The 19,208-nt window shown below is 52.9% G+C and carries 24 protein-coding genes; 14 read left to right on the top strand and 10 right to left on the bottom strand.

Annotation, left to right across the window (positions count from 1 at the left end):
- Positions 1–11: 11 nt before the first annotated feature.
- From flgD to flgB, 3 genes are read right to left on the bottom strand one after another with little or no spacing between them, the layout of a single operon-like run.
- Positions 12–683, bottom strand: a complete 672-nt coding sequence (gene flgD, locus C1N59_RS12995) for a flagellar hook assembly protein FlgD (RefSeq protein ID WP_006118817.1) — start codon at positions 681–683, stop codon at positions 12–14.
- Between the two features lie 12 nt (positions 684–695).
- The gene (gene flgC / locus C1N59_RS13000; protein ID WP_006118816.1) at positions 696–1,100 is read right to left on the bottom strand and encodes a flagellar basal body rod protein FlgC; all 405 of its coding nucleotides are present in this window, start codon (positions 1,098–1,100) and stop codon (positions 696–698) included.
- A 2-nt stretch (positions 1,101–1,102) separates the two neighbouring features.
- Positions 1,103–1,516: a flagellar basal body rod protein FlgB gene (gene flgB / locus C1N59_RS13005; RefSeq protein WP_006118815.1), complete on the bottom strand. Its 414-nt coding sequence runs from the start codon at positions 1,514–1,516 to the stop codon at positions 1,103–1,105.
- Positions 1,517–1,669: 153 nt separating this feature from the next.
- On the opposite strand from flgB, the gene flgA reads away from it, so the two are divergent.
- The 3 genes from flgA to C1N59_RS13020 all read left to right on the top strand — a co-directional run bounded on the left by flgA (position 1,670) and on the right by C1N59_RS13020 (position 3,171).
- Positions 1,670–2,329, top strand: a complete 660-nt coding sequence (flgA, locus tag C1N59_RS13010; RefSeq protein WP_033737561.1) for a flagellar basal body P-ring formation chaperone FlgA — start codon at positions 1,670–1,672, stop codon at positions 2,327–2,329.
- Positions 2,330–2,431: 102 nt separating this feature from the next.
- Positions 2,432–2,734, top strand: a complete 303-nt coding sequence (gene flgM, locus C1N59_RS13015) for a flagellar biosynthesis anti-sigma factor FlgM (RefSeq protein ID WP_006118814.1) — start codon at positions 2,432–2,434, stop codon at positions 2,732–2,734.
- A gap of 5 nt (positions 2,735–2,739) precedes the next feature.
- The gene (locus C1N59_RS13020) at positions 2,740–3,171 is read left to right on the top strand and encodes a flagella synthesis protein FlgN (RefSeq protein WP_006118813.1); all 432 of its coding nucleotides are present in this window, start codon (positions 2,740–2,742) and stop codon (positions 3,169–3,171) included.
- Positions 3,172–3,446: 275 nt separating this feature from the next.
- Here the strand turns inward: C1N59_RS13020 and C1N59_RS13025 are convergent, their stop codons facing one another.
- The 5 genes from C1N59_RS13025 to rimJ all read right to left on the bottom strand — a co-directional run bounded on the left by C1N59_RS13025 (position 3,447) and on the right by rimJ (position 9,478).
- The gene (locus tag C1N59_RS13025; protein ID WP_205956305.1) at positions 3,447–5,141 is read right to left on the bottom strand and encodes a methyl-accepting chemotaxis protein; all 1,695 of its coding nucleotides are present in this window, start codon (positions 5,139–5,141) and stop codon (positions 3,447–3,449) included.
- 505 nt (positions 5,142–5,646) lie between these two features.
- Complete coding sequence (gene murJ / locus C1N59_RS13030) at positions 5,647–7,185, bottom strand: murein biosynthesis integral membrane protein MurJ (protein ID WP_006118811.1); 1,539 nt, start codon at positions 7,183–7,185, stop codon at positions 5,647–5,649.
- Between the two features lie 121 nt (positions 7,186–7,306).
- Complete coding sequence (locus C1N59_RS13035) at positions 7,307–8,227, bottom strand: Gfo/Idh/MocA family protein (RefSeq protein ID WP_164483129.1); 921 nt, start codon at positions 8,225–8,227, stop codon at positions 7,307–7,309.
- Positions 8,228–8,872: a YceH family protein gene (locus C1N59_RS13040; RefSeq protein ID WP_394549688.1), complete on the bottom strand. Its 645-nt coding sequence runs from the start codon at positions 8,870–8,872 to the stop codon at positions 8,228–8,230.
- 15 nt (positions 8,873–8,887) lie between these two features.
- Complete coding sequence (rimJ, locus tag C1N59_RS13045) at positions 8,888–9,478, bottom strand: ribosomal protein S5-alanine N-acetyltransferase (RefSeq protein ID WP_033737566.1); 591 nt, start codon at positions 9,476–9,478, stop codon at positions 8,888–8,890.
- 408 nt (positions 9,479–9,886) lie between these two features.
- On the opposite strand from rimJ, the gene C1N59_RS13050 reads away from it, so the two are divergent.
- The 8 genes from C1N59_RS13050 (at position 9,887) to C1N59_RS13085 (ending at position 15,533) form a co-directional block, all read left to right on the top strand.
- Positions 9,887–10,450, top strand: coding sequence for a lipoprotein (locus C1N59_RS13050; protein ID WP_006118807.1), 564 nt, complete (start codon positions 9,887–9,889; stop codon positions 10,448–10,450).
- Positions 10,451–10,607: 157 nt separating this feature from the next.
- Positions 10,608–11,651 carry a dihydroorotase gene (pyrC, locus tag C1N59_RS13055; RefSeq protein WP_006118806.1) on the top strand — a complete coding sequence of 348 codons (1,044 nt, stop codon included), beginning with the start codon at positions 10,608–10,610 and terminating at the stop codon, positions 11,649–11,651.
- 62 nt (positions 11,652–11,713) lie between these two features.
- On the top strand, positions 11,714–11,959 hold the full coding sequence (dinI, locus tag C1N59_RS13060) for a DNA damage-inducible protein I (RefSeq protein WP_006118805.1): 246 nt from the start codon (positions 11,714–11,716) through the stop codon (positions 11,957–11,959).
- Between the two features lie 142 nt (positions 11,960–12,101).
- The gene (locus C1N59_RS13065) at positions 12,102–12,374 is read left to right on the top strand and encodes a hypothetical protein (RefSeq protein ID WP_006118803.1); all 273 of its coding nucleotides are present in this window, start codon (positions 12,102–12,104) and stop codon (positions 12,372–12,374) included.
- Between the two features lie 245 nt (positions 12,375–12,619).
- A complete protein-coding gene (gene bssS, locus C1N59_RS13070) occupies positions 12,620–12,874 on the top strand; it encodes a biofilm formation regulator BssS (protein ID WP_006118802.1) in 255 nt (84 codons plus the stop codon).
- Positions 12,875–12,970: 96 nt separating this feature from the next.
- On the top strand, positions 12,971–14,089 hold the full coding sequence (solA, locus tag C1N59_RS13075) for an N-methyl-L-tryptophan oxidase (protein ID WP_039341144.1): 1,119 nt from the start codon (positions 12,971–12,973) through the stop codon (positions 14,087–14,089).
- Between the two features lie 291 nt (positions 14,090–14,380).
- Complete coding sequence (locus tag C1N59_RS13080; protein ID WP_394549690.1) at positions 14,381–14,956, top strand: cytochrome b; 576 nt, start codon at positions 14,381–14,383, stop codon at positions 14,954–14,956.
- A gap of 1 nt (position 14,957) precedes the next feature.
- Entirely contained in the window at positions 14,958–15,533 is a 576-nt protein-coding gene (locus C1N59_RS13085; protein ID WP_162286204.1) for a YceI family protein, read from the top strand.
- A 39-nt stretch (positions 15,534–15,572) separates the two neighbouring features.
- Here C1N59_RS13085 and C1N59_RS13090 read toward each other — a convergent pair whose 3' ends face one another.
- Positions 15,573–16,622, bottom strand: coding sequence for an oxygen-dependent tRNA uridine(34) hydroxylase TrhO (locus tag C1N59_RS13090; RefSeq protein ID WP_033737572.1), 1,050 nt, complete (start codon positions 16,620–16,622; stop codon positions 15,573–15,575).
- A gap of 260 nt (positions 16,623–16,882) precedes the next feature.
- Between C1N59_RS13090 and C1N59_RS13095 the strand changes: the two genes are divergently transcribed.
- From C1N59_RS13095 to C1N59_RS13105, 3 genes are all read left to right on the top strand, one after another.
- Positions 16,883–17,806, top strand: coding sequence for a Kdo(2)-lipid IV(A) acyltransferase (locus tag C1N59_RS13095; RefSeq protein WP_006118797.1), 924 nt, complete (start codon positions 16,883–16,885; stop codon positions 17,804–17,806).
- A 170-nt stretch (positions 17,807–17,976) separates the two neighbouring features.
- Positions 17,977–18,327, top strand: coding sequence for a DUF3147 family protein (locus C1N59_RS13100; protein ID WP_033737573.1), 351 nt, complete (start codon positions 17,977–17,979; stop codon positions 18,325–18,327).
- A 166-nt stretch (positions 18,328–18,493) separates the two neighbouring features.
- On the top strand, positions 18,494–18,895 hold the full coding sequence (locus C1N59_RS13105) for a MysB family protein (protein WP_283787290.1): 402 nt from the start codon (positions 18,494–18,496) through the stop codon (positions 18,893–18,895).
- Here the strand turns inward: C1N59_RS13105 and C1N59_RS13110 are convergent.
- Positions 18,886–19,110, bottom strand: coding sequence for a YceK/YidQ family lipoprotein (locus C1N59_RS13110; RefSeq protein ID WP_033737575.1), 225 nt, complete (start codon positions 19,108–19,110; stop codon positions 18,886–18,888). The genes C1N59_RS13105 and C1N59_RS13110 overlap by 10 nt on opposite strands.
- Between the last annotated feature and the right edge of the window lie 98 nt (positions 19,111–19,208).

Raw genomic sequence — 19,208 nt, forward strand, 5'->3', positions numbered from 1 at the left:
CTACAGGTGAATCAGAGAATCTGACGTACGTCGTCAAGGGTGGCGGAGCCCATGGTGCCGAGATCCAGTTTTGCGGTATTACCCGCTGTGCTTACGCCATTGACGTAGGCATAGTTAAGTGGCTGAGCCACCTGTTGACCGCTGCTGTTACTGGCAGCAATCGCAACTTTGTATTTTCCATCTGGCGCGACGCTGCCATCCGGTAATTTGCCGTCCCACGAGAACGTGTGAACGCCGGCGGTCAGTGCGCCCAGGTCCTGGGTGCTGACCACATTGCCCTGTGCATCGGTAATCGTCGCCGTGGCGGTGGTGGCTGCGTTAGTCAGCTCCACGCCAAACGGCGTTGTCGTGCCTTTACCGACCAGAATCTGTGAACCATTCACCATCACGCCATGACCAATCAGCGTCGAACTTTGCAGTGACTGGCTGGTGCTGATCTGACCCGAAATCGATCCCAGTGTGGTGTTCAGTTTTTCAATACCGCTCAGGGTGTTGATCTGGGCCAGCTGTGTTGTCAGCTGACTGTTATCCATCGGATTGGTGGGATCCTGGTTTTGCAGCTGCGTCACCAGCATGGTCAAAAACTGGTTTTGCAGATCCTGGGCGCTGTTACTTGTGCCGGTGCTGGATGAGCTAAGGACCGTGGGGTCCAGCTTTTCATTAACGCCTACCGCGATAGTCATTATTTTTCTCCGTTACTGACCCAGGGTCAGCGTTTTCATCATCATCGACTTCACGGTATTCAGCACCTCGACGTTCGCCTGGTAGCTGCGTGATGCCGACATGGTGTTGACCGTTTCCGCTACCACATCCACGTTAGGCATCTTCACGTAGCCTTTGGCATCCGCCATCGGGTTACCCGGGTCATACACCAGTTTCGCGGGCGTAGGATCATCAACAACCTGCGCCACTTTTACGCCACCGGTGGCCGCACCCGGCGCAGCATCGGTCTGAAAAACGACCTGCTTTGCCACATAAGGCTGCCCGTCCGGGCCGGTCACGCTGTCGGCGTTTGCCAGGTTACTGGCACTGACGTTTAATCGCTGTGATTGCGCGGTCATCGCTGAGCCGGCAATGTCAAAAATATTCAGCAATGCCATGATTATTGCCCTTGTAACACGCTCATCATGCCTTTGATTTGGCTACTGATAAGTGTGAGATCGGTTTGATATTTCAGGCTGTTATCCGCGAACTGAGTACGTTCGCGGTCCATATCAACGGTGTTACCGTCCGCAGATGGCTGATCCGGAATGCGATACAGCAAATCCATCGACGGTGCCGTGTTCGTCTGCGCTTCGATGTGACGCGACGAGGTAACTTTGAGCGCCAGGCTACTGCCTTCAGCACGTCCATTCGCCATTGCCCGATTCAGCTCGCTGGCAAAGTCGATATCCCTGGCCTGATAGCCTGGGGTGTCGGCGTTGGCAATGTTGGATGCCAGAATCTCCTGACGTTGAGCTCGCAGGTTGAGGGCTTCGGTACCGAAATGTAGCGCCGCATCGAGTTTGTCGAGCATGCTTCCTCCGCAAATGAGAATTTCGAGCTGGCAGCATAATTGGGAAAAAGCAAGAGCCATCGTCTGAATAACGCCTCAAATCGTCGCTATTTTAACTCTTGAGTTTTTTTTCAAACGCGTACACTCATTGCCATCATCAGTGAGGAAAAGCACATGCGTGGATATCCAGCCCTGTTAGCCAGCCTGCTGGCCCTGTTTGCCTTACCCGTTATGGCAGGCGATTTCAGCGCCCAACTGAACCAGTTTTTTAAAGCCCGTGATCCTGAGCATGCCACGGGCATGAACGTCGTCATTCGCACGCCACAGGCACAGTGGCCCTTATGTGATACGCCGCAATTTACGCTGCCCGGCAACAGCCGCCCGTGGGGCAATATGAGCGTGGCAGCCAACTGCGGAGAAAATCGACGTTATATTCAGGTCCAGGTTCAGGTCACTGGCCGTTATCTGGTGGCGAAAAATTTAATCGCCCGCGGCGCAACCGTGAGCAAAGACGACTTCCGTATCGAAGAGGGACGTCTGGATACGCTGCCGCCGCGCACCCTGCTTAACGATGAGACCGTCGCCGATTCTGTGGTGCTGCGTGACATTCAGCCGGGACAGCCGGTGAGTCAGTCGATGCTGCGCCAGCCGTGGCGTGTAAAAGCAGGTCAGGATGTCATGGTGGTTGCCAGTGGCGACGGATTTGATGCCAGCGGCGAGGGGAAAGCCTTAAGCAATGGCACTATCGCGCAATGGGTTCGTGTACGTATGGGGAACGGTCAGGTTGTGAGCGGTCGGGTCAGTGATGATGGGAAAATTCTTATAACACTATAAAACATTAAAGAAGCCTGTTTATTTGCCGATAGAAGAATCAGCAAAGCGATTACGCTATTATGATTCAGGTGGCAGACCCCCTGACCCTACAGGAGCCCGAATATGAGCATCGAAAGAACACAACCGTTAAAGCCCGCCAGCACCGTGCAAACACGTGACAGCAGCGAGCCGCAAACTGCGCGTGTGCGCCAGAGTGACAGCGCAACAGCGACCACGCCAGCCGCCGCTCAGGTGAGCCTGAGCAGCGCCCAGGCGCAGCTGATGAAGCCAGGCAGCCAGGACATTAACGTCCAACGCGTTGAACAATTGAAAACCGCTATTCGTAATGGCGAGTTGAAGATGGATACCGGCAAGATCGCCGATGCGCTGATTGCCGACACTAAGGCGTATTTAGAGGGTAAATAATCCCCATGAGTAATTTGCTGACCACATTAGATAAGATGCAGGAAGTGCTGGTGTCTCTGGCGACCGTTCTGGATGAAGAAGAACAACAGTTGTCGTCCGGAATGATTGACAGCAACAATTTGCAGCGCATTACCGAAGATAAAAGCGCGCTGCTGACGACGCTGAACTATCTGGATGAGATGCGCCGTAGCAACGAGAAAAGTCTGGGGACATCTGCACCTTATCGTGGTCAGAGTGACATGGCGCGCCGCTGGGAAGGTATTCAGCAGCATACACGCCGGTTACACCGTGCCAACACGCACAACGGCATCCTGTTACAGCACCAGATTACCTTCACGCATGATGCGTTAGACGTGCTTAAGCCGCATCAGACGCAAGCGTTCTACGGACCGGATGGAAAAGGTCAGGGCCAGGCGACGCTGAGCCGTAAAATCTGATAACGTCAGTCTGGTGATCACGCTGTCCATTTTTGAAGAATCCGTCATCACGCGTGGATGACGGATTTTTTCATGCTGTCGTCACAGGGCGGCGGGTCTGTTATGCAGAATATCTGCCCCCTCCGCCCAACAGATGCAGTGTCCAACGCGCTATACATCCTGCACCTCCGGCATCCCGGATAACGTCTCTGCTCCAGCGCATCCCTGCGCATACTGCCTGTTCTGATAAGAAGCGGACGCCGATTTAGCCTGCCACGATCTGGCAGGCATTCGTCTTAAAACGCTTCCCAGTTGTCGTGACCTTTCTTCGGTGCCGCTGCTGCAAAAGCAGGAACGGCGGGAGCAACGACTACAGTGGGGGCGTCAGACGGTGTTAACGGGGCTCGTTCAAGTTTAAAGACGGCCACGGCTTTCGTCAGTTTATCCGCCTGATCCTCAAGGGAGGCCGCAGCGGCTGAAGCCTCTTCAACCAGTGACGCATTTTGCTGGGTTACTGCATCCATTTCTGTGATCGCGTGGCTGACCTGCTGAATGCCTCGTTTCTGCTCGTCTGAAGAGACGGCAATTTCAGAAATGATGTCATTCACACGCTGGAATGCGTCTACCGTTTTCATCATGGTGGTACCGGCATCGCTAACCAGTTCCGTGCCGTTGTTAACCAGTCCGACAGAAGTGGCGATAAGCCCTTCGATTTCTTTTGCAGCCTGCGCGCTGCGCTGAGCAAGGCTGCGCACTTCGCTGGCGACCACCGCAAATCCGCGTCCCTGCTCCCCTGCCCGCGCGGCTTCGACCGCGGCATTCAATGCCAGAATATTCGTCTGAAAGGCGATGCTGTTAATGACGCTGGTAATTTCAGCGATCTTTTTCGAACTGCCGGAGATATCGTCCATGGTTTTGACGACGCGATTAACAATCTCTCCACCCGACTGGGCTTTTTCGGACGCATCGGACGCCAGCTGGCAGGCGTGATGCGCATTGTCGGCATTCTGTTTAACCGTCGCGGTCAGTTGTTCCATACTGGCAGCCGTCTGTTCCAGCGACGCGGCCTGCTGTTCCGTTCGGGAGGAAAGATCGGTGTTGCCGGAGGCAATTTCCCCCGCGCTCTGAAAGATAGCAATGGCCCCATCGCGGACAGCGCCGACAGTTTGGGCAAGCGATGACTGCATACGTTGCAGGTTCGACAGTAACATACCCGGCTCGTTACGACCGCAGGCCGAGGGTGGTACGGTCAAATCGCCGTGGGCAATCAGATCGATACGGTGAAGTGACTGTCTTAAAGGCTTAATTACCACTTTTCTCAGCAGAGCAAAAGCCAGTAGCACAATCACTACGGATGCGATAAAGGCCACTAACATCGTGGTATAGCCTGTTTTAACCTGTTCAACCGCCTGCTGTTTAATGTCCATCGAGCGCTGATTGCGCATCTGAATGGCTTTCATCAACACGTCTTTATACGCTTTGTCGAGTTTGTCAGCCGCCGTTTCATCCGCAATGATCTCTTCAAAACTGTTCTGTTTGGCTGCCTCAATCATCGGCATCAACCCTTTTTGCAGGTAATCCTTAAATCGCGCCTGCAGTTGTTTATCGAGTTCGATGCCGACTGGCGTCCTGACCGGACGGTTAAGGTAAATATTCAGCCCATTTTCTGCCTTTTTAATGCTGCCCTCTGTGGCGCTGAGGAAAGCGGCGTAGTTATCCGTGTCGGCAATACGTGCCGCTGCGCCGGCCTGAATAATATTGAGCCTGGCAGAGCGCATATGCGTTGAGCTGTCGAGTAATCCCTGCCTTACCGAAATTTCATCCGTTGACACGTCAAGGGAATGTTGCCCCTGCGTCAGAAACCAGGCGGATATCGTGCTACTGCACACGAACAGAAATAAGATGCCGCCAAAAATCAGGCTGAATAAGGGAATAAGATTGAGGTTGTACCAGAAACCTGGCATCGCGTTTTCATGAGCGCGGGTATGCATTTTGATCTTCCTCTCAATGATGGACTAAAGGTACTCATCGGCAGGAAGAAGACAGGATTTACGCCAAAACGGACTTTTGAATCAGTTTCTTACAACATTATGGGCTTACCGCCCGAAGCGATGTCAGACGCTAAATAGCAATGAAAAAAACATGAATTTTTTATGACAATACGCTGTAAACAGGCTTTTCGACGCGCCGTATTAACGTCTTGCGCCTGATGAGTCAGTAACGGCGTGCCCCCATCCATTATCGGGTATCGTCTCTTTGGCAACCCGCTGAGCGGATTATTCACCTGAAGATGCCTACAGGTCTGCTGCGATAGCTGTTCCAGGCCAGCAAAAGGGATGACAGAGGTTCGTGGCATCGCCGGGCGTGATGAAATGACTGGTCTGGCACAGAATCCCTTGTTAGTCCGGCCTGCACTGCGCAGGTTTATGACAAAAAGGCCGTAATGTTATCCATTACGGCCTGGATTACGGCATTAACCGTTGGAGGGTTTCATGGTCAGACGGCGGTACGGCGGGCATAATCCCGCAGTCGGAAGCCCATCATGCCCAGGGCCAGGAAATAAGCGCCGCCGCCTACCGCACAGACGAGAGCCAGCCGCAACAGGCGCCATAGCATGTTGCCCTGCTCCCAGTCAGGCATCCAGTACAGCATGCCTGACAGCGCGGCCGCCATGACGATTACCGCCACCAGTAAGCGAATCAGAAAACCGGCCCAGCCAGGCTGAGGTTGAAAGATTTTCTTTTTACGCAGTTGCCAGTAGAGCAACCCAGCATTGAGGCAGGCACCCAGACCAATGGAGAGTGACAGTCCGGCGTGCTTCAGCGGGCCAATAAAGGCCAGATTCATTAGCTGGGTCGCGATCAGCGTAATAATCGCAATTTTTACCGGCGTTTTAATGTCCTGACGGGAATAAAAGCCCGGCGCCAGGACTTTCACGACGATCAGGCCCATCAATCCCACCGAGTAGGCAATCAGCGCACGCTGCGTCATAGCGGCATCAAAGGCAGTAAATTTTCCGTACTGGAACAACGCGACAGTCAGCGGACCGGACAACATACCCAGCGCCACCGCACTGGGCAACGCCAGTAAAAAGCACAAACGCAGGCCCCAGTCCATTAAGCGCGAATACTCTTCATGGTGGCCACTGGCGAAACTTTTTGCCAGAGAAGGCAATAAAATCGTGCCCAGCGCCACGCCTAACACGCCGGACGGAAACTCCATCAGGCGGTCAGCGTAATACATCCATGAGACAGAGCCCGAGACCAGGAACGAGGCAAAAATCGTATTGATGATCAGTGAGATCTGACTCACTGAAACCCCAAGAATTGCCGGCCCCATCTGGCGCATCACGCGCCAGACGCCAGCATCACGCAGGTTGATCCGCGGCAGGACCAGCATGCCCAGCTTTTTCAGATGCGGTAACTGATAGCCCAGTTGCAGCAGTCCGCCGACCACCACCGCCCACGCCAGCGCCATGATGGGCGGATGGAAGTGCGGTGCGGCGAACAGCGCAAAGCCGATCATGCTGATATTCAGCAGCGTGGGGGCAAACGCCGGCACCGAAAAACGGTTCCAGGTGTTTAATATGGCCCCAGCCAGCGAAGCCAGCGAAATCAGGAGAATATAGGGGAAAGTGACGCGCAGCAGCGCGCTGGTCAGGGCAAACTTATCGGCTGTATCGGCGAACCCCGGCGCCGTCACCAGGATGACCCAGGGTGCGGCAACCATGCCTGCGACGGTCACGAGCGCCAGCGCCAGGGTCAGCAGACCGGAAACGTAGGACACGAAAAGCCGCGTAGCTTCTTCGCCCTGCTTACTTTTATACTCGGCCAGAATAGGAACAAATGCCTGCGAGAAGGCCCCTTCAGCAAAAATACGCCGCAGAAGATTGGGTAGTTTAAACGCAACAAAGAACGCATCGGTCGCCATGCCGGCACCAAACACCCGTGCCACAATGGCATCCCGGGCAAAACCCAGCACGCGGGAAAACAGGGTCATTGAACTGACCGCTGCCAGCGATTTCAACAAATTCATAATTGACGGGGCATCCTGAAAAGAATCGGCAAAATGAGTGACTTAGCACGGGTCCTGTCACACGTCGGGCGATAGTCTACTGCGATCGCGTGAAATGACCAGCACTGAGTGTTACAAGGCGTTATTCCCGTTCCGCGTCACGCCACATGGATTCGACGATACGTTGCGCCAGTAGCGCCTGCTCACCACTCGTTTCCGGCTTTGTCTGATTTTCGATGCAGTGAACAAAATGTTCTGCCACGCCCACAAATCCGCGCTGAGCCAGGTGGCTCTGCCAGGCAGCAGGCGGCGTGATCACTACGCCTGCACCGCACTCTTCCTGCCAGTCGCGCATGTCATGAATATCAATGCATTTGCCATCACAGATGGCGCTGATACGTTCGCGCTGGCTGCCTGCCCGACGGTGCATACTGGTGGTTACCTGCAATCCACCCGCATTGAAATGGTGCTCGGCGTAAAGCATCTGTCCCTGTTCATTGGTCGCAATATGGCCCTGACGGGGCAGCGCACGGCCTCCTGCCAGCCACAGAGCCGTATCAACGACATGCAGGTAATCATCTAACAGTGTAAAGCGCAGATCCTGTGGACCCACGCTGTCGCTGCGGTGTTTTTCGATACGCAGCGCAGCGGCGGAGTGCATTTGTGTTTTCAGTTGCTGATAGCAGGGCGCGAAACGCCGGTTAAACGCCACCATTAGCTTTCGTTGTTTCTTTTCGGCCAGCGCGACCAGCGCCTCTGCCTGATTCAGGGTTTCTGCCAGCGGTTTGTCGACACAGACATCCTTGCCAGCCTGAAGCAGTGCTTTGACCACGTCGTAATGGCTGGCCGTACTGCTGTGCACAAATACGGCGTCACAGGCGGCAGCCAGATCGGTCAGTGAAGGGAAGCAGGTGATACGGTAGCGGTCACAGACGATGCGGGCGTTGGCCTGATTCGGCGAAAATGCGCCGACTAACTGCCAGTTATTTGCCTGCGATAACACAGGCAACCAGGCCTTTTGCGCAATACCGCCTAACCCAACAACACCAATGCGAATCGTCATTTATTGTTCTCTTTCCAGTAATTGCGCCAGTTGTGCCTGAAGATCGGCAACCTGTTGCTCAAGCGCCTCAACCCGATCCCGCAGCGCGGCATCGTCCGCCGTGGCTGGGTGTTGCTCCAGCGCCCCGAGTTCGACCTCATCAGCAAACATGTGCATAAAACGGCTTTCACGTTTACCCGGCTCCCGCGCCAGTCGCATGACCATGGGCCCCTCAGCGCGCGACATCAACGTGTCCAGCGTCTGTTCAACGTCGCTGACGTCGGCAAACTCATGCAAACGCCCACTCCGGGTCCGCAGTTCACCAGGGGTTTGTGCGCCACGCAGGAACAGCAATGTGAGAACGGCAACTTCTGCGCTACTGAGCTGTAAATTACCGAAGGCGGAATTGCAGAAGCGTTGCTCGTATTTCACCACGCGCTGGCCGAACCCGCTGTTGGCGGTCACCAGATGCTTTTTAATCAGGAGATCGAGCTGATCCTGCACGTCGCTTTCGCTCAGCGTCATCACGGGCTCGCGATTAGATTTTTGATTACAGGCGGTAAGCACGCCATTTAATGAAAGAGGATACTGTTCCGGTGTGGTGATTTGCTTTTCCAGCAGGCAACCCAGCACGCGCAACGCCTGCGCCGACAAGGTCATCTTCATTGCGAACTCCTCATTTTACCCACGACGATTGGGTGTCCATTCCTTGCTGGTCAGCGCAGTCAGGACATGATCCTGCCACTGACCGTTAATCATCAGGTAGTTTTTAGCATAGCCCTCTTTTTCGAATCCCAGGCGGGCCAGCAGGTCACCACTGCGCTGGTTATGCGGCATGTAGTTTGCCATGATGCGGTGGATATATTGCTGGCGCTGCATATAGCGAATCGCCGACTGCAGCGCTTCAAACATCAGGCCCTGCCCTTGCCACTTCTCGCCAAGCGAATAGCCAAGATAGCAGGCATGAAAGGCACCGCGCAGGACATTGCTAAAATTCGCCACGCCACGCACTTCCGTTTCATTGCTGTCCATTAAAATAAAATAGAACGCCGAGCCCTGTTTATGCATATCAGCGATCAGGCCCAGCCGGGCTTGCCAGCCAGAGGGATAACAGTGGCTGTCATCACGCACCGGCTCCCAGGGTTTAAGGAAGTCACGGTTTTCCGCGTAATAGTCGGCTAAACGCCATGCATCGCGTTCATGAACCAGTCTTACCACCAGCCGCTCGGTCGTGAGTCGCACCCTTGGTGCGGCAGAACGATAGCCAAACATCATCTCTCCTGAAGTCCATGGCGGGAAGGAAATGCCAGTCATTGATAACTTTCACTATAACCGCCGCCAGGTCTGCGGTAAAACGTTACGCATACCACAACAGCCAGGTCGCTGAATTATCGTCCGGCCCACCGTGCAGCGCAGACGCGTCAAAAGATCTGTTCATATCTCCGATCCAGAAAACTGGTTCGGTAACCACATCGGTTTCTTAACCCTGTGCGCTGCCACTGCCCCGCCGCGTAAGAAGTCGTAGGTGCCGCAAGCCGCCCGTTTTAACAGCGGCAGATCGGGACACTTTCTTCCGGAAGGCATTTTCGGCAAATCCATATCATCCCATTCCTGATGACAGACGGTTTGCATTCAGGCAGGCTATGCCACGAGCGAGTTTTACAGTTAAACGAGGGAAGTATGAAGACGGTTTTTCACGGGCTGGTTGCCCTGTTTTTAGCGGTTTTACTGAGTGGCTGTAATCAGTTAACGCAATACACAATTAGCGAACAGGAAGTCAATCAGGCCCTGCAAAAACATAATAACTTCGAAAAAGACATTGGCGTATCAGGTCTGGTCAATGCCCATATTGTGTTAACTAACCTGAATAGCCAGATTGGTCGGGACGTGCCAGGCAAAGTCACCTTATCGGGCGATGCCAAAATTAATGTCTCCTCACTCTTTGGTCCGCAACAGGCCGATATGCAGCTCAAAATGCGTGCGCAGCCAGTGTTTGATCAGCAGCAAGGAGCCATATATTTGCGCGATATGGAAATCGTCGATGCGCAGGTTCAGCCCGAGAAAATGGCCTCTATTATGAAAACCCTGACGCCTTATCTGAATCAGTCGTTAAAAAGCTACTTTGATCAGCACCCGGCCTACGTGCTGAGCGCCGATCGCAGTAAAGCGGAATCGCTGGCGAAAAAATTCGCGAAAGGGCTGGAAGTGAAGCCTGGTGAACTGGTCATCCCCTTCACCGACTAACCGCCTGACAGGCAGCTTTACCGTCATCTTATCCGCGCCTTCAGGCGCGGATTTTTTTTAAAAAAGAAAAACAGGTGCAAACGGTTGCCTGAGTCCTTATGCTTATAACCCGGCCTAAACACGCCTTTCGTTTATTCTACTTGCCGGAGCCGCATTCATGACCGCACACCCTCAGCAACTTACTATCCGCCGTCCAGATGACTGGCATATCCATCTTCGTGATGATGATATGCTCAACACTGTGCTGCCCTATACCAGCGCAGTCAATGGTCGTGCTATCGTCATGCCCAATCTGGTTCCGCCGGTAGTCAGCGTCGCGGCGGGCGAAGCTTATCGCAATCGCATTCTGGCTGCCTTACCTGATGGGCACGCTTTTACCCCCCTGATGACCTGCTACCTGACCGACTCGTTAGAGGCCGATGAGCTGGCCCGCGGTTTTCAGTCGGGATTGTTCACGGCCGCCAAACTGTATCCCGCTCATGCCACGACCAATTCAAGCCATGGTGTCACCAATATTGCTTCGATTGCTTCAGTGCTGGAGCGGATGCAAACGCTGGGAATGCCGCTGCTGGTGCATGGTGAAGTGACGGACTCGCACATCGATATTTTTGACCGCGAAGCCCGCTTTATTGAAACGGTGATGGAACCGCTACGCAAACAGTTCCCCGCGCTGAAAGTGGTGATGGAACACATCACGACCAAAGATGCAGCTGACTATGTGGAAAGCGCCAATGAAAACCTGGCGGCAACGATTACGCCGCAGCATCTGATGTTCAACCGCAACCATATGCTGGTCGGGGGTATCCGCCCTCACCTGTACTGTCTGCCGATCCTGAAACGCAATACGCATCAGCAGGCGCTGCGCAGGATTGTCGCCTCCGGTCATCCCCGTTTCTTTCTGGGTACCGACACCGCGCCTCATTTGCGCCATCTGAAAGAGAGCAGCTGCGGCTGTGCGGGTGTGTTCAACGCCCCTACCTCCCTGCCCGCGTACGCCACCGTATTTGAAGAGCTCAATGCCCTGCAGCATTTTGAGGCATTTTGTTCTGAAAATGGTCCGCGTTTCTATGGCCTGCCGCTGAACGAAGGCACCCTTACGCTGGTGCGTGAGCCATGGACGGTAGAAGAAAGTATCGCAATGGGCTCTCATACGCTGGTGCCTTTCCTGGCCGGGGAAACCCTCAACTGGCGTATAAAATAATTTCGCTTGCCTCCGCTATATTTATACTGTAATTATATACAGTATCTTATACGGAGGCTTTTATGCGTGTTGAAATTACCGTTGCCAAAACCCAACCTCTTCCCGCTGGTGCGATGGAAGCCCTGAGCCAGGAGCTGTCGCGCCGGATCGATGAACAATTTCCGCAATTCACCAATCAGGTCAAAGTGCGTTACGCCACGGCGAATCAGCTGAGCGTAATGGGCGGTGACAAAGACACGCGTGAACAAATCAGTGAAATCCTGCAGCAAACGTGGGAAAGCGCTGACGACTGGTTCATTACCGATTAACCGCCACTGTGCTGTTTTTACCGGGTTTCGCCACCCGGTTTTTTTATCTTCATTTATGCCTGACTAACCGCTTGCCCATCTGGACTCCGAATGACCAATGCCCTATGCTGGCGCTGATCATGCATAAAAGGAGTTTCATCCCATGACTACAGATAAACCCGAAGAAGCCATGACCTTTGGCGAGCTGCTGACGCTCATCGGTGAACAGCAACGCCGCTTGACGGTGCTGGAAAACGCCTTTTCCAGCCTGATTTTCTGTCTTGATGACCGGGCCAGTCAGTTGCTGGTGCATAATCTTTCGCTTGAAGCGCAAAATCAAAACCATGATGAGCAATTGCAGCAGCAGTTTGCGCGCCTTGCAGAGACATTACAAAAACGTAGCGGTTCAGCAGGCGTTGAAACTTCCCCTCTTTAACCCTGTTTAACGACCTTAATAAGCCTTTTTTATTGTTCAATTAGGACAATTGCACGCCCGGTATTCAGGTATTATATCTTCTCAGCCTGACTGTTTTAGAGATAATCATTCTGCATTCAGGCTTTCCATGATACGTTTTAATCAGTGAATCGCCATTTTGCTGTTATAATTGTTTCGCAGTGGAAATTAAAAGCCGCATTGAACCTCATCATGCACTTCGTTTAACGAGTAATAAGGAGGTTATAATGGACAGTCGGAAAGATGTAATTCAGACCCATCCTCTGGTGGGCTGGGATATCAGTACTGTTGACAGCTATGATGCGATGATGATCCGTCTGCACTCCCTTTCGTCGCAGGATCAAACTGAAGAAGACGCGGACGTCGGCCCGACCTACTGGCTGACGACAGATGTAGCCAGGCAATTTATCTCTATTCTCGAAGCGGGTATCGCTAAGATTGAATCTGCCGAGCAAGTAGAACGACTACGAAAGAAGCATTAATACTGCTGCATCAGCGAGGCACCCACCCGGGTGCCTTTTTTCATGGACTTTCTGTTATGCTATTGATTATGTAACCCTTTCAGGAGTTCCATTTTCATGATTTACGATCTCATTGTAGTCGGTAGCGGTTCAGTGGGTGCAGCGGCTGGCTATTATGCGACCCAGGCTGGCCTTTCCGTGCTGATGATTGACAGCGCACATCCTCCCCATCATCAGGGTGCTCATCACGGAGAAAGCCGTTTGATTCGTCATGCCTATGGCGAGGGCGAACGCTATGTACCGCTGGTATTGCGTGCGCAAACGTTGTGGGATGAACTGGAACAGCAGGCGGGCGAGCGCATTATGCATCGTTGCGGTGTCCTGAATCTTGCGCCTGTCCAGTCTGAATTTATTCAAAACGTCGTAAGCAGCGCCCAAACCTGGCAGCTCCCTGTCGAGGTGCTGCAGGCGGCTGACGTGCGCAAGCGCTGGCCACAGCTGGCGGTTCCTGACGAATATCTGGGCGTTTTCGAACCAAACTCTGGCTTTTTAAAAAGTGAACAGGCGGTTCGAAGCTGGATACAGCTGGCAGAAAAACAGGGCTGCGCGCAGTTGTTTAACTGCCCGGTTACTCAGATCCGGCGTGACGGCGAATTGCAACAGGTTACCACGCTCGATGGCCTTTACCGCGGGCGCAAACTGTTGGTCAGTGCGGGCACCTGGGTGAGTAAACTGGTCCCCGATTTGCCCATCGCCCCTACGCGTAAAGTGTTTGCCTGGTATCAGGCTGATGGCCGCTACAGTGAAAACAATGCGTTTCCTGGCTTCACCTGCGAAATGCCGGATGGCAGTCAGTATTATGGTTTCCCGGCGGACAACAATGCCTTAAAAGTCGGTCGTCATGATGGTGGTCAGCTAATGACAACACCTGAAGACCGCAAGCCGTTCGGCAGCCTTTCCGCCGATGGCAGTGAAGCCTTCCGGTTTCTCCGTCAGTTTTTACCGGGCGTTGGGGTTTGCCTGCACGGTGAAGCCTGTAGCTATGACGTGAGTCCTGATGAGGATTTCATCATTGATACGCTTCCGGGCGAACCGAATCGTCTGATCATCACCGGTTTAAGCGGACATGGCTTTAAATTTGCCAGCGTGTTGGGTGAACTCGCCAGTCAGTTTGCACAGAATAAACCGTTCAGTTTCGATCTTACTCCTTTCCGTTTATCGCGTTTTCACGCCTGACCGTACGGCGCGCGTGCAGTGCACCGCGCCGCATTGACACAGATTTACACGCCAGCCCGTTTTACCGCTTTTTCTTCTGCCAGCCAGGTGTTTCAGAGATGTTTTCTCCATCAGTCACGTCATGCCGCCGCCAGATAAGTGCGTTTATTCAATAATCCTGCGCATAGTCAAATCGGTTCACCAAACCCATTGCACCAGCACCAATAAATTTATAGAAAAGTAAGCATCATTGATTTTGTGTTTCATTCTGTAGATTCTTGTTTCCACGTATTCCTTTGATGCTGCAGCACAATGTCGCTGACAAATTCCTCCACCCGTTACGGTTTACTCACGATTTTTCTGCACTGGTCAATGGCCGTGGTTATTTACGCCATGTTCGCGCTGGGCCTGTGGATGGTTGGCCTGAGTTATTACGACAGCTGGTACCATAACGCGCCTGACATTCATAAAAGCATCGGCGTGTTATTAATGCTGGCGCTGGTCATCCGACTGGTATGGCGTGTGCTTTCGCCGCCCCCTGAACCGTTGCGTAGCTATTCTCCTGCGGTGCGCTTCGCGGCAGTGTTCGTGCACTGGCTGCTTTACAGCCTGCTTATTGCCCTTCTGTTAAGTGGCTATCTGATCTCGACTGCGGATGGCAAACCCGTGTCTGTTTTCGGTTGGTTCTCGTTACCGGCATTATTCAGTGGCGCGGGTGAACAGGCGGATTTAGCAGGAAATATTCATCTGTGGCTGGCGTGGAGCATCGTGGTGCTGTCGGTGTTGCATGGTCTTGCCGCGTTAAAACATCACTTTATTGACCGCGATATCACCCTGAAAAGGATGCTGGGACTGCGCATCCACTCTCCCTCTGAAAAGGAAAAATGATATGTTCAAAAAAACGCTTCTGGCTGTTACCGCTACTGCCCTGCTGCTGGGATCACTGACCGCTAATGCCGCCGATTACAAAATCGATAAAGAAGGCCAGCACGCCTTTGTTCAGTTCCGTATTCAGCATCTGGGCTACAGCTGGCTGTATGGGACGTTTAAAGATTTTGATGGCTCATTCACCTTCGATGCAGACAATCCCACCGCCGATAAAGTCGATGTCACGATTAAAACCAACAGCGTGGATACCAACCACGCCGAGCGTGACAAACATATTCGTGGCCCTGAATTTCTGAACGTGGCGAAACATCCCACCGCGACGTTCAAATCGACTTCCGTGAAAAAAGACGGTGACAAACTGGCGGTCACCGGGGATTTAACGCTGAATGGCGTGACAAAACCGGTGACGCTGGAAGCCAAAATGATGGGCGAAGGAAAAGATCCGTGGGGCGGTTATCGAGCCGGTTTTGAAGCTGAAGGCGAGATTGCGCTGAAAGACTTTAATATCACCCATGACCTGGGCCCTGCCTCGCAGAACGTCGAGTTAATTATCTCTGTTGAAGGCGTCCGTCAGTAACAAAACACCCGCCTGAAGTCGGCCTTCAGGCGGGGTCGGTTATTTCCGCGTCGGTGCCGGAATGGTCATATTCAGCAAGCCACGCGACTTGTTAAAGATTTTATTGCCATTCTCACGTCCCGCCCGACGGGCACGCTGTTCTTCAGGCGACAGACGGGCTTCTTCCTGGCACAACGGGCTACAGCAGTGCTCATACTTCTCGGCACAACTTTCGCACTGTATAAACAGTAAGTGACAACCATCATTGACGCAGTTGACGTGCGTATCGCAGGGCTCACCACACTGATGACAATGCGCCAGAACATCATCCGATATACGCTCGCCCATGCGTTCATCAAAAACAAAGTTTTTACCTTTAAAACGCACCGGTAAATTTTGTTCCCGCGCCCGACGAGCATATTCAATAATCCCACCCTCGACATGATAAACATCCTGAAAACCGTTGTGTCGCATCCAGGCGCTGGCTTTTTCACAGCGAATCCCTCCGGTGCAGTACATCACGATTTTTTTGTCTTTCTTGTCTTTGAGCATATCCACGGCCATGGGCAGCTGATCGCGGAACGTGTCGGCAGGCACCTCTAATGCGTTATCGAAACGCCCGACTTCATACTCATAATGATTGCGCATATCGACAAAGACCGCATCAGGATCGTCGAGCATGGCGTTAACTTCGGCCGCTTTCAGGTAGTTGCCGACGTTACTGGCATCAAAGGTGTCGTCCTCAATCCCGTCAGCCACGATGCGATCGCGCACTTTCAGGCGCAGCACCCAAAACGACTTGCCATCATCATCCAGCGCAATATTCATGCGCAGATTGTCCAGCGCAGGATCAAAGCCGTACAAAAAGGCTTTCATAGCCTCGTACTGGCTGGCTGGCACGCTGATCTGCGCATTGATGCCCTCATGGGCAACGTAGATGCGACCAAACACCTTTAATGCGGTTAACCCGACATAGAGCGCATCGCGAAAGGCTTTGGGATCGGCAATGGTGAAGTACTTGTAAAAAGAGACTGTGGTGCGCGGTTCGGTTTCGGCCAACATACGCGCCTTCAGCTCTTTATTGGAAACAAGGTTGTGTAACACTGGCATGGTGTTCGTTCCTGTTATCAATAGAAGAAATTTAGCGCGCACATGATACCTGAAATGAAAAAAATGCGAAGCGTATAAGAAAAATTGATAGGTAAAACGGTAAATTTCGTTGCGCGATGGTGTTGTGCCCTCATTTTCATCTTCTGCAACACCCGGAGAAATGCTCTAACATTTCAGCCGCGGGGAAAAAAATGGCACAATAACCGCAACTGACGAATAACAGCACCGCAGGTGCACGACGCAGGATAACAGTATTCAAGATGACCCAATTGCCTCAATTTTCACGTGCACTTTTTCATCCCCGCTATTGGTTGACCTGGTTGGGTATCATTTTTCTTTATATTTTGGTCCTGTTACCTTATCCCCTGCTCTACGCGCTGGGTAGCGGTATTGGCCGTATCGCTATGCGGTTTATGAAGCGACGTGTGGCCATTGCTCGCCGCAACCTGGAACTGAGCTTTCCGGATATGCCGACCAACGATCGTGAAGCCATGATTAAGCATAATTTTGAATCTGTGGGCATGGGTCTGATTGAAACCGGCATGGCGTGGTTCTGGCCCGACTGGCGGATTCATAAATGGCACACACCTTCCGGTCTGGAACATATTCAGCAGGCCCATGATACCCAGCGCGGCGTGTTACTTATCGGTATGCATTTCCTGACGCTGGAAATTGGCGCGCGTATGTTTGGCATTCATAATCCCGGTATTGGCGTTTACCGGCCGAATGACAATAAATTGATCGACTGGTTACAAACCCGTGGTCGTATGCGCTCCAATAAAGGCATGCTGGATCGTAAGGACCTGAAAGGCATGATCCGGGCCTTAAAACGTGGGGATATCATCTGGTATGCGCCCGATCATGATTATGGTCCCCGCAGCAGCGTGTTCGTCCCCTTCTTTGGCGTCGACAAAGCCGCCACCACCGTAGGGACACATATGTTAATGCGTACCGGAAAACCGGCGGTTATCCCGTTTGTGCCGCGCCGTCTGCCGGAAGGACGCGGTTACGAGTTGATCATTTTGCCTGATGTCAGCGCTGATTTTCCGCTGACCAGCGAAGAAGACACCGCCGCGCGCATGAATAAAGTGGTGGAAGAAGGCGTACTGCTGGCACCTGAGCAGTACATGTGGCTGCATCGCCGCTTTAAAACCCGCCCTGAAGGCGAACCCTCGCGCTATTAACCTCACCGCTGCCCGACACCGATGCGGGCAGCGCTTTTCCCTTACGGGGTGGTAAACCGTTTGTTCTGCACCCGACCTGGCGGTACGACCTCGCCCTGCCCCCATTCCACCGTCGGGCATGCCCTTCATGTTAAGCTGGATAATGCGTTGCGGTTGAACAGGAGAAAACGATGCTCTGGCTGCTTTCAAAATATGCAATAACGGCCCTGATGGTGGTGGTGATCTCGGAAGCGGCAAAACGCAGCGATCGTCTTGGCGGCCTGCTTGCGGCGCTGCCACTGGTCACGATTCTGGTGCTTGTCTGGATGAAACTGGAAGGACAAACGCAGGCCAAAATTGCCGCCCACGCCTGGTACACCTTCTGGTATGTGGTGCCGACCTTGCCCATGTTTATCCTGTTTCCTTTTTTGTATCAGCGTACAGGCTTCTGGCTTACCCTGGGACTGAGCTGCGTCCTGACGCTTATCGTATTCGTTCTCTGGGCCGTTCTGCTGAAACGCTGGGGCATCGAACTGCTGTGATGGCCTTCTCTGCGAGACAAGCCAGCACGATGTACCGCCTGATTTCATCACATCATTTTGCCTGCCGAACCACCAGACATATTCGCCCTCTGACGCACTGACTTTCTCTCCTGCGATTTTGGTCTATCCTTCACTGAAATCACGTTAATCAGGCAAGGAGAGAAGCATGAGTATGTTCACTACACTGGAAGAAGCGATTGACGCTGCGCGTGAAGAGTTTCTCGCCAACCATCCAGACCTTGAGCAAGATGATGCAGCTATCAATCAGTTCGGTCTGCAAAAATATGTTATGCAGGATGGCGATATCATGTGGCAGGCAGAGTTCTTCGAAGACGAAGGGGATTCAGGCGAATGTTTACCGATTCGCAGTGGTGAAGCCGCTCAGGCAATTTTTGACGGTGACTTCGATGAGATTGAGTTGCGTCAGGAGTGGTTAGCGGAAAACACGCTGCATGAATGGGACGATGGCGAATTTCAGCTTGAGCCTCCACTGGACAGTGAAGAAGGTAAGGCTGCCGCCGAAGAGTGGGAAGACGATAACAACGATTCCGATCGCGGTTACGTGTAAGGTCCATGGCTGGCGTCGACCGGAATAAGCAACGTATCGACGACCAGTGATAACGGCAGGTCGAGAATGGTGATAATCCGCCATGCCCCCTCCCTGACGTCCCACTTTACGCCGGGATAAAACTGGTTACCGTGTCCCTGTCCGGGCACGGTACGGCTGATAATACTGCCACAGCCGCTCAGCGTAACGATAGCGAGGGACAGCAGCGTTAACATAACGAGTTTATTCACAATAGCGACTCAGGTTAGACAGCCGTCATTTTAATCATGACTCAGGTGGCGTTACCATCCTGTTTACGTAAAACTGCAAAATA

This window comes from Pantoea sp. SGAir0183 (assembly GCF_043545505.1).

Bases quoted from the DNA above. Each gene is read 5' to 3' on its own strand.
- flgD (WP_006118817.1), bottom strand. From the start codon at position 683: ATGACTATCGCGGTAGGCGTTAATGAAAAGCTGGACCCCACGGTCCTT.
- flgC (WP_006118816.1), bottom strand. From the start codon at position 1,100: ATGGCATTGCTGAATATTTTTGACATTGCCGGCTCAGCGATGACCGCG.
- flgB (WP_006118815.1), bottom strand. From the start codon at position 1,516: ATGCTCGACAAACTCGATGCGGCGCTACATTTCGGTACCGAAGCCCTC.
- flgA (WP_033737561.1), top strand. From the start codon at position 1,670: ATGCGTGGATATCCAGCCCTGTTAGCCAGCCTGCTGGCCCTGTTTGCC.
- flgM (WP_006118814.1), top strand. From the start codon at position 2,432: ATGAGCATCGAAAGAACACAACCGTTAAAGCCCGCCAGCACCGTGCAA.
- C1N59_RS13020 (WP_006118813.1), top strand. From the start codon at position 2,740: ATGAGTAATTTGCTGACCACATTAGATAAGATGCAGGAAGTGCTGGTG.
- C1N59_RS13025 (WP_205956305.1), bottom strand. From the start codon at position 5,141: ATGCATACCCGCGCTCATGAAAACGCGATGCCAGGTTTCTGGTACAAC.
- murJ (WP_006118811.1), bottom strand. From the start codon at position 7,185: ATGAATTTGTTGAAATCGCTGGCAGCGGTCAGTTCAATGACCCTGTTT.
- C1N59_RS13035 (WP_164483129.1), bottom strand. From the start codon at position 8,227: ATGACGATTCGCATTGGTGTTGTTGGGTTAGGCGGTATTGCGCAAAAG.
- C1N59_RS13040 (WP_394549688.1), bottom strand. From the start codon at position 8,872: ATGAAGATGACCTTGTCGGCGCAGGCGTTGCGCGTGCTGGGTTGCCTG.
- rimJ (WP_033737566.1), bottom strand. From the start codon at position 9,478: ATGTTTGGCTATCGTTCTGCCGCACCAAGGGTGCGACTCACGACCGAG.
- C1N59_RS13050 (WP_006118807.1), top strand. From the start codon at position 9,887: ATGAAGACGGTTTTTCACGGGCTGGTTGCCCTGTTTTTAGCGGTTTTA.
- pyrC (WP_006118806.1), top strand. From the start codon at position 10,608: ATGACCGCACACCCTCAGCAACTTACTATCCGCCGTCCAGATGACTGG.
- dinI (WP_006118805.1), top strand. From the start codon at position 11,714: ATGCGTGTTGAAATTACCGTTGCCAAAACCCAACCTCTTCCCGCTGGT.
- C1N59_RS13065 (WP_006118803.1), top strand. From the start codon at position 12,102: ATGACTACAGATAAACCCGAAGAAGCCATGACCTTTGGCGAGCTGCTG.
- bssS (WP_006118802.1), top strand. From the start codon at position 12,620: ATGGACAGTCGGAAAGATGTAATTCAGACCCATCCTCTGGTGGGCTGG.
- solA (WP_039341144.1), top strand. From the start codon at position 12,971: ATGATTTACGATCTCATTGTAGTCGGTAGCGGTTCAGTGGGTGCAGCG.
- C1N59_RS13080 (WP_394549690.1), top strand. From the start codon at position 14,381: ATGTCGCTGACAAATTCCTCCACCCGTTACGGTTTACTCACGATTTTT.
- C1N59_RS13085 (WP_162286204.1), top strand. From the start codon at position 14,958: ATGTTCAAAAAAACGCTTCTGGCTGTTACCGCTACTGCCCTGCTGCTG.
- C1N59_RS13090 (WP_033737572.1), bottom strand. From the start codon at position 16,622: ATGCCAGTGTTACACAACCTTGTTTCCAATAAAGAGCTGAAGGCGCGT.
- C1N59_RS13095 (WP_006118797.1), top strand. From the start codon at position 16,883: ATGACCCAATTGCCTCAATTTTCACGTGCACTTTTTCATCCCCGCTAT.
- C1N59_RS13100 (WP_033737573.1), top strand. From the start codon at position 17,977: ATGCTCTGGCTGCTTTCAAAATATGCAATAACGGCCCTGATGGTGGTG.
- C1N59_RS13105 (WP_283787290.1), top strand. From the start codon at position 18,494: ATGAGTATGTTCACTACACTGGAAGAAGCGATTGACGCTGCGCGTGAA.
- C1N59_RS13110 (WP_033737575.1), bottom strand. From the start codon at position 19,110: ATGTTAACGCTGCTGTCCCTCGCTATCGTTACGCTGAGCGGCTGTGGC.